At 37.1% G+C, this 7,438-nt stretch carries 7 protein-coding genes and 1 pseudogene; 7 read left to right on the top strand and 1 reads right to left on the bottom strand.

Annotation, left to right across the window (positions count from 1 at the left end; genetic code table 11):
- Positions 1–16: 16 nt before the first annotated feature.
- The 6 genes and pseudogenes from FD36_RS05830 to FD36_RS05855 all read left to right on the top strand — a co-directional run.
- Positions 17–856: pseudogene (locus tag FD36_RS05830) on the top strand (AEC family transporter); the annotation flags it as partial.
- A 93-nt stretch (positions 857–949) separates the two neighbouring features.
- Positions 950–1,597, top strand: coding sequence for an HD domain-containing protein (locus FD36_RS05835; protein ID WP_082610640.1), 648 nt, complete (start codon positions 950–952; stop codon positions 1,595–1,597).
- A gap of 70 nt (positions 1,598–1,667) precedes the next feature.
- Positions 1,668–2,090, top strand: coding sequence for an HD domain-containing protein (locus FD36_RS05840; RefSeq protein ID WP_056958726.1), 423 nt, complete (start codon positions 1,668–1,670; stop codon positions 2,088–2,090).
- A 9-nt stretch (positions 2,091–2,099) separates the two neighbouring features.
- Positions 2,100–4,151 carry a KUP/HAK/KT family potassium transporter gene (locus FD36_RS05845; RefSeq protein ID WP_056958728.1) on the top strand — a complete coding sequence of 684 codons (2,052 nt, stop codon included), beginning with the start codon at positions 2,100–2,102 and terminating at the stop codon, positions 4,149–4,151.
- 85 nt (positions 4,152–4,236) lie between these two features.
- The gene (locus FD36_RS05850; RefSeq protein WP_056958730.1) at positions 4,237–4,800 is read left to right on the top strand and encodes a cadmium resistance transporter; all 564 of its coding nucleotides are present in this window, start codon (positions 4,237–4,239) and stop codon (positions 4,798–4,800) included.
- An 11-nt stretch (positions 4,801–4,811) separates the two neighbouring features.
- The gene (locus tag FD36_RS05855; RefSeq protein WP_056958732.1) at positions 4,812–5,141 is read left to right on the top strand and encodes an ArsR/SmtB family transcription factor; all 330 of its coding nucleotides are present in this window, start codon (positions 4,812–4,814) and stop codon (positions 5,139–5,141) included.
- Positions 5,142–5,178: 37 nt separating this feature from the next.
- On the opposite strand, the gene FD36_RS05860 is transcribed toward FD36_RS05855, so the two are convergent.
- Complete coding sequence (locus FD36_RS05860; protein ID WP_056958734.1) at positions 5,179–5,685, bottom strand: aminoacyl-tRNA deacylase; 507 nt, start codon at positions 5,683–5,685, stop codon at positions 5,179–5,181.
- A 119-nt stretch (positions 5,686–5,804) separates the two neighbouring features.
- On the opposite strand from FD36_RS05860, the gene FD36_RS05865 reads away from it, so the two are divergent.
- The gene (locus FD36_RS05865; RefSeq protein WP_056958736.1) at positions 5,805–7,385 is read left to right on the top strand and encodes an Nramp family divalent metal transporter; all 1,581 of its coding nucleotides are present in this window, start codon (positions 5,805–5,807) and stop codon (positions 7,383–7,385) included.
- Positions 7,386–7,438: the final 53 nt, after the last annotated feature.

Raw genomic sequence — 7,438 nt, forward strand, 5'->3', positions numbered from 1 at the left:
AGCTAAGTGGGAGTAGTTCAAGTCAGTGGTAACTAAGCTAAATCGAAACAAATTACTTAGTTTATCCAGCAGTTTATTCTACGTCTTTTTGAGTTTCTTACTGGGGTATGTCATTGCGATTGCTTTAGTTAAAATTTTTAAGATTCAAAAGGGACGACGGGGCACGTTTATTAACGTGGCGGTCAATGCCAATACGATTTTCATTGGAATGCCATTAAACTTGGCCTTATTCGGTGATCAAGTCTTACCATTTTTCTTGATTTACTACCTCATGAATACCATCTCAGCTTGGGCAATTGGAATCTTCTTTATCTCTGCTGATGATCCAACTAAGGTCAAAGGCGAAAAAAATGCCGCTGGCTTTAATTGGAAGAAGTTACTGCCAGCTCCTTTGATTGGATTCATTATGGCCTTAGTTTGGCTAATCCTGGGCTTACCAATTACCTTTATCGTGCAGCCCAAGGGATTTCCTATGTTGGGAAACACCTTCGAAATGATAGGTGGTTTAGTAACTCCATTGTCACTAATCTACATTGGAATTATTTTGGCCGATGCGGGATTGAAATCAATTCACTTTGACCGGGACTCAGTGCTAGCTTTAGTGGCCCGATTCGTGATTGCACCGGCCATTATGCTTTCAGTGTTGATCTTCTTTATGCACACTGGTGCTACAATTCCAAGTATAGAAACGAGTACTTTTGTAATTCAAGCTGCTGCGCCATGTTTAGCTGTTCTTCCAATTTTAGTTGGTCGTTCTCACGGAGACGTTGGGTATGCAACTAACGTTGTGGTAACGAGTACCGTCTTGTTCGTGGTGGTCGTGCCAATTTTGATGGAAATTTTAACGTTGATTTAATTGAAAATAAAATCTTAAAAAAACATCCGTAGTAGTTTACGGATGTTTTTTTGTGTCCTAAAATAAAAGTTAAACCATCAAGATGAAAAGGTAATGAATAAAATGAATGAAAAACTAAACCAAGTACGTGCATATTCTGAAAAAATGATGGCTGGCGATCATTCTGGTCATGGCTTTGACCATATTGATCGAGTTATCAACATGGCTTTAAAATTATTAACGAATGAACCAGCAAACGGGGAAATTGTTTTGACTGCTGCTTATCTGCACGATGTGTTTGATGATAAGTTAACTGATGATGTTGCTGGACGCAAAGCAGATGCCCGTCAGAAATTGGCTGATTTTGGTTATTCAGCTGCTGAAATTGAACAGGTTTTTGCGATTATTGAACATATGTCCTTTGCTGATAACTTAGAAGCACACCAAGAACTTTCTAAAGAAGGACAAATTGTGCAAGATGCCGATCGATTAGATGCAATTGGTGCGATTGGAATTGCAAGAACCTTTGCTTATGGCGCAGTTCATGGTAATAAAATGTATGACCCCAAAATTAGACCACGCCGGAAAATGACGCGGGATAATTATCGTGATGGAAGTACGACGATTAATCATTTCTACGAAAAACTATTTAAAATTGCGGATGAAATGAATACGCGAACTGCGAAAACGATTGCCTACGAACGGAAAGTTTACATGCAACGGTTTGTGGAAGAATTTAAATCAGAATGGAACGAACTCTAATCAACTAGAAGTTATTTGAGGTGCGATGATGACCAAGTGAATTGATAAAGTCCGTAACTATGCTTACAAAATGATGAATGGTGATCAAACTGGTCATGGCTTTGACCACGTCCAGCGGGTCGTTAATAACGTCCAAAAAATTCTGCAAAATGAAACGGCCAATGCCGAGCTGGTACTAACGGCCGCTTATTTGCATGATGTGTTTGATGATAAATTAACTGATGAGGTGGCTGGCCGCAAAGCCGATGTTCGCCGTCAGTTAATTGCGTTTGGCTATGATACTGCAGAAATTAATGAAATTTTTTACATCATTGAACATATGTCGTTTTCGGCAAATCTGGAACAGCATTACGCGTTATCAATTGAAGGACAAATTGTGCAAGATGCTGATCGATTAGATGCTTTAGGGGCTCTAGGCATTGCGCGCTTGTTTGCGGTGGCGGCGGAATTCATTCAACAATTTAAAGCGGAATGGGAAAACAAAGAGCTTTAGGAGAAAATTATGAAAAATACGAATAAGATTTCACTTGCTGGCATGATTATTGCCATCGGGATTGTTTATGGTGACATTGGAACTTCGCCACTGTATGTCATGAACGCGATTATTAATGATGCTAAAGCGCCAATGAACATTACACCAGCCTATGTCATAGGTGCGATTTCGTTGATCTTTTGGACGTTAATGATTATCACAACTTTTAAATACGTTGTTTTAGCGATGAACGCTGATAACCACGGGGAAGGTGGGATTTTCTCACTGTATGCCTTGGTCAAAAAGAACGCCAAATGGTTGATTATTCTTGCTTTAGTTGGTGGAGCTTCCATCTTAGCTGATGGAACGTTAACGCCCGCAGTAACAGTGACTTCAGCCGTGGAAGGCTTAAAAAACCAAAACTTTGGAATTAATCAACATACCGTTTTAATCATTACGACGATTATTTTAATTTTAGTGTTTATGTCGCAACACTTTGGGACAGCGGTCATTGGACGTTTATTGGGACCAGTGATGACGCTTTGGTTTATTTTCTTAGGCGTCTTTGGAGTAATTAATATTTTTAGTTATCCGCAAATTATTCAAGCTTTGAATCCTTTAAAGGCTCTGGAAACGCTTTTCAGTCCTGCAAATAAATCGGGAATCTTTATTTTAGGAAGTGTGTTTCTTGCTACTACTGGTGCCGAAGCCTTGTATTCTGACATGGGACACGTGGGACGAGCAAATATTCGCATGACTTGGCCCATTGTGTATACTGCTTTGACCTTAAACTATTTGGGGCAAGGTGCTTGGATTATTAATCATTATCAAAGTCAGAGTTTTGCGACTCATTTTACTTCGATTAACCCTTTCTATGGCATGTTACCGAATGCCTGGTTAATTTTTGGAACGATAATTGCGACATTAGCTGCCATTATTGCTTCCCAAGCTTTGATTACTGGATCATTTACCTTAGTTTCCGAAGCAATTGGGCTTAAATTATTGCCACGGATGATTATTAAACATACTGGTAATGCCAAAAGCCAAATTTACGTTCCAATGGTGAACTGGTTTCTCTGTGCGATTACTTTAAGTGTCGTTTGGTACTTTGGTAGTTCAGAAAAAATGGAAGCTGCTTATGGACTTGCCATTACTGTGACGATGCTAATGACGACGATTTTGCTTGGAGAGTACATGAAAGATCAATATGGTAGCAAAGTTGCCATTCCTGTCGTCCTCTTCTTTGGTAGTATTGAAGTGGTCTTCTTCCTTGCCAGCATGGTGAAGTTTGTTCACGGTGGTTATGTCACGCTCTTCATCATGATGATTATTTTGTACGTGATGTGGGTTTGGTACTTTGGAAACAAAGCTCGTGAACGTTACGATCAAGAGAGTGAATATATTGATGTAATGCAATATCGTGATCAGTTAGAAAAATTAAGTGAAGATAAAAGCATTCCAATGTATTCTACGAACTTAGTTTATATGACAAAAATGCATGACGGTTATCAGATTAAACGAAACGTTATGTATTCCATTTTGGATAAAGATCCTAAAAGAGCTCAAGTTTATTGGTTTGTTTCAGTTAATGAAACGGATGTGCCATACGAAAGTAATTACACCGTTGATATGATGGGCACTGATAATATGGTAAACGTGCAACTTTACCTAGGATTTAAGAAAAACCAACATATTAGTACTTACTTACATCAAATTGTGGATAATTTGTTGCAACAGGGAATTCTTCAAAATCAAGTCCCTAAATATACGACGGAAAAAGGGCGTAAGATTGGAAACTTTAGGTTCGTCATTATTAAAGAAATGCCAAATGATTTGGTCTTTAATAACAGCATCAAACCGCTTGACTGTCATATGATTCGGGAACGAATTTACATGCAGAATTTGACGGCCTCACCAATTAATTGGTTTGAACTCGAATTTAGTGATGTTGTGCAAGAAATTTCACCACTCTTTATTTATAAAAAAATTGATGATTATCTAGTGCAACGAGAGATTGTTAATCGACCTAAGCCAACGGTTTATCAAATCAAACCGTTTAATCCAGATGATAAAGACTTCTAATAAATAAAGCAGAAATTAAAGTTTCTGCTTTATTTATAGAAAACATATGTTATATTTAGCATATAACATATGTGAGGAGCATTTTATGAATTTTTCAGTCTTAACCTTAACTTTTATTGCAATTAACATAGATTTTTTCATTATGTTAATTTTCTTGTTACAACAATTTTCGACTATTAAAGTCATGATTGGATATGCTTTGGCCGTTTTTGCCCTATTATTAGTTGGTTTTGTGGTGGGTGATGTCTTAGGCAAGTTTCTTCCAGAATGGATTTTAGGAATTTTAGGATTATTGCCGATTTACATGGCCTTTAAAGATGGCGACGATGAGGCAGCTAGTACGGTTTCTAAATCAGCAATTTACACCGTCTTTGTGACTTATCTATCAGTCTGTACCGGTTGTGTACTTTCCATCTTTGTTCCCGTTTTAATTGGAAAGAGTTGGCTAGAATTTGGCGAAGCTAGTTTATATCTGCTATGCTTAACGGTATTAATTGTTTTACTAGCTAAAGCAGTTGAGAGTAGCCATTGGGTGCAGTCACTAATTGAAAAACACGGAGAAATTTTGATGAAGATTTGTTACGTTTTAATCGGAATTTATGTGTTATTCGATAGTGGATTAATCGCCCATCTAATTAAATTATTGTAGGATGATGAATTTTGAAAAACAGTTTTGATGATGAACTATTAGCGGAGACCACTAAGATTTATAAAGTTTTGAGTAATCCGACGCGGGTGAAACTGCTTTATTTATTAGAATCAAACGAAATGACCGTCAATGAAATTGCGGAAAAATTAGATTTAGCTCAGTCTGTGGTTTCACATCAGTTGGCTATTTTGCGGGAGCATCAGCTAATCTCTTTTAATAAAAAAGGTAAATACGTCAGTTACACCCTGGATGATCCGCACATCTTAAGCATTATCGAGTTGACCTTTGATCACGTGAGTCATGTGATTAAACACGAACCACATCATTATAATTTTCGCTAAAATAAAATCCAACCTCAATTGAGATTGGATTTTTTGTTTATTCATAAATTTCGACAATATCAGCAAACTTACCGTGAACTAATTTAGCAATTGCTTCAGCATTCACTAATACTGAGCGCCCAATTTGACCAGATGAAACAATAATGTCGCCTTGTTTCTTGGCGCTTTCGTCAAAGTAAATAGGATAGCCTTTCTTTTCGTAAATTCCAATCGGAGTGTTAGCTCCATGTTCGTACGTGGTCGCTTGTACGAGGTCTTTCAAAGGAATCATCCCAACCTTCTTATTGCCAGAAGCTTTAGCTAGTTTTTTATAGCTCAAGCGGGCATCTAAGGGAACCACCCCGACTAACGGACCATTACCTTTGGCAGTTAAAGCAAGGGTTTTGTAAATTTGATGTTTCGGATAATCACCATCTGCTGTATTAATTTGGGAAACATCACCATCTTGATAGGTAGGAAAGATAATTTGTTGATAAGGAATTTTGTGTTGATCTAAGATTTGTTCCACTAAAGTTTTGTGGATTTTATTCTTTTTATGTGACATTTGTGAACACCTCTTACGATAATTTTAACATATTAAAAATTTCTAATGACAACTGCTTTTTTTTAATGTACAATAAATTTGAATTTAATATTGGTTTTATAGAAAAGGAGATTTTGCGGATGGCAGAAGCTAAAAAGAAGCACCATTTAATTGAATATGCTAATGGTAAATCATTAGACGAAATTAATGGTACTGTGGAAGTTCCAAAAAATATTGGATTTTGGAAAACATTATTAATGTATTCAGGACCAGGTGAACTAGTTGCGGTTGGTTACATGGATCCCGGTAACTGGGCAACATCAATCACTGGGGGACAAAACTTCCAATACATGTTAATGTCTATTATCTTGATTTCAAGTTTGATTGCGATGTTATTGCAATATATGGCAGCTAAACTTGGAATCGTAACACAAATGGACTTGGCACAAGCAATTCGTGCCCGTACTAGTAAAGGACTAGGAATTGTACTTTGGATTACAACTGAGTTAGCCATCATGGCAACTGATATTGCCGAAGTTATTGGGGGAGCCATTGCGCTTTACCTATTGTTCGGTATTCCAATTGTAATTGCCGTATTAATTACTGTTCTTGATGTTTTGGTATTACTTTTACTTACATCAATTGGATTTAGAAAAATTGAAGCCATAGTTTGTGCTTTGATTTTAGTTATCTTCTTCGTTTTTGCTTACGAAGTTGCATTATCAAATCCTGATTGGCTAGGAGTAATGAAAGGTTTAGTTCCAAGTATTGATACAGTTAAAGAAACTCCCGTTGTTCACGGAATGTCACCATTGGCTGGTTCACTTGGAATCATTGGGGCCACTGTTATGCCTCATAACTTATACCTTCACTCAGCTGTCTCACAAACTCGTAAAGTTGATCATGATGATGAAGATGATGTAGCACGTGCCGTTAAATTCTCAGCTCTTGATTCAAACATTCAATTAACAATGGCATTCTTCGTTAATGCATTGCTATTGATCATGGGAGTTGCCGTATTTAAATCAGGTGTTGTTCAAGATACTTCATTCTTCGGACTTTACCAAGCTCTTAAAGATCCAGTGTTCATGAGTAACGGTTTATTAGCTAGTGTTGCTAAAACTGGTGTCCTTTCAACATTGTTTGCTGTTGCCTTGTTGGCATCAGGTCAAAACTCAACTATTACTGGTACTTTAACTGGTCAAGTTGTTATGGAAGGTTTCATTCACATGAGAATGCCACTTTGGGCACGTCGTTTAGTAACTCGTTTACTATCAATCATCCCAGTTTTACTTTGTGTATTGATGACTGCTGGCGATTCAAAGATTGCGCAACATACTGCTATGAATGATTTAATGGAAAACTCTCAAATATTCTTGGCCTTTGCCTTACCATTCTCAATGCTTCCACTATTGATGTTTACTAATAGTGAACTTGAAATGCGTGGTAAACGTTTTGCAAATGCAATGTGGATTAAAATTGCTGGTTGGATTTCAGTTGTTACTTTAATCTTCTTGAACCTTTACAACATGCCTAGTACTGTTGCTGGATTCTTCGGAGATGATATTACAGCTAGTCAAACTCACATGGCTAACACGATTGCTTATACTACTGATTTCTTAGTATTAGCCTTATTGATTTGGGTACTTTATGATATTTACAAATCAAACAAAGCTTTTACTGAAGAAGAAAAAGTTGGTAAACAAGAATCAACTAAATAATCAATAATCAAAAAGGATTTCCAATTCGTTGGGATGATGTGAACCCATAAAGT

The sequence above is a fragment of the Fructilactobacillus sanfranciscensis DSM 20451 genome (assembly GCF_001436035.1).
Lineage (GTDB): Bacteria > Bacillota > Bacilli > Lactobacillales > Lactobacillaceae > Fructilactobacillus > Fructilactobacillus sanfranciscensis.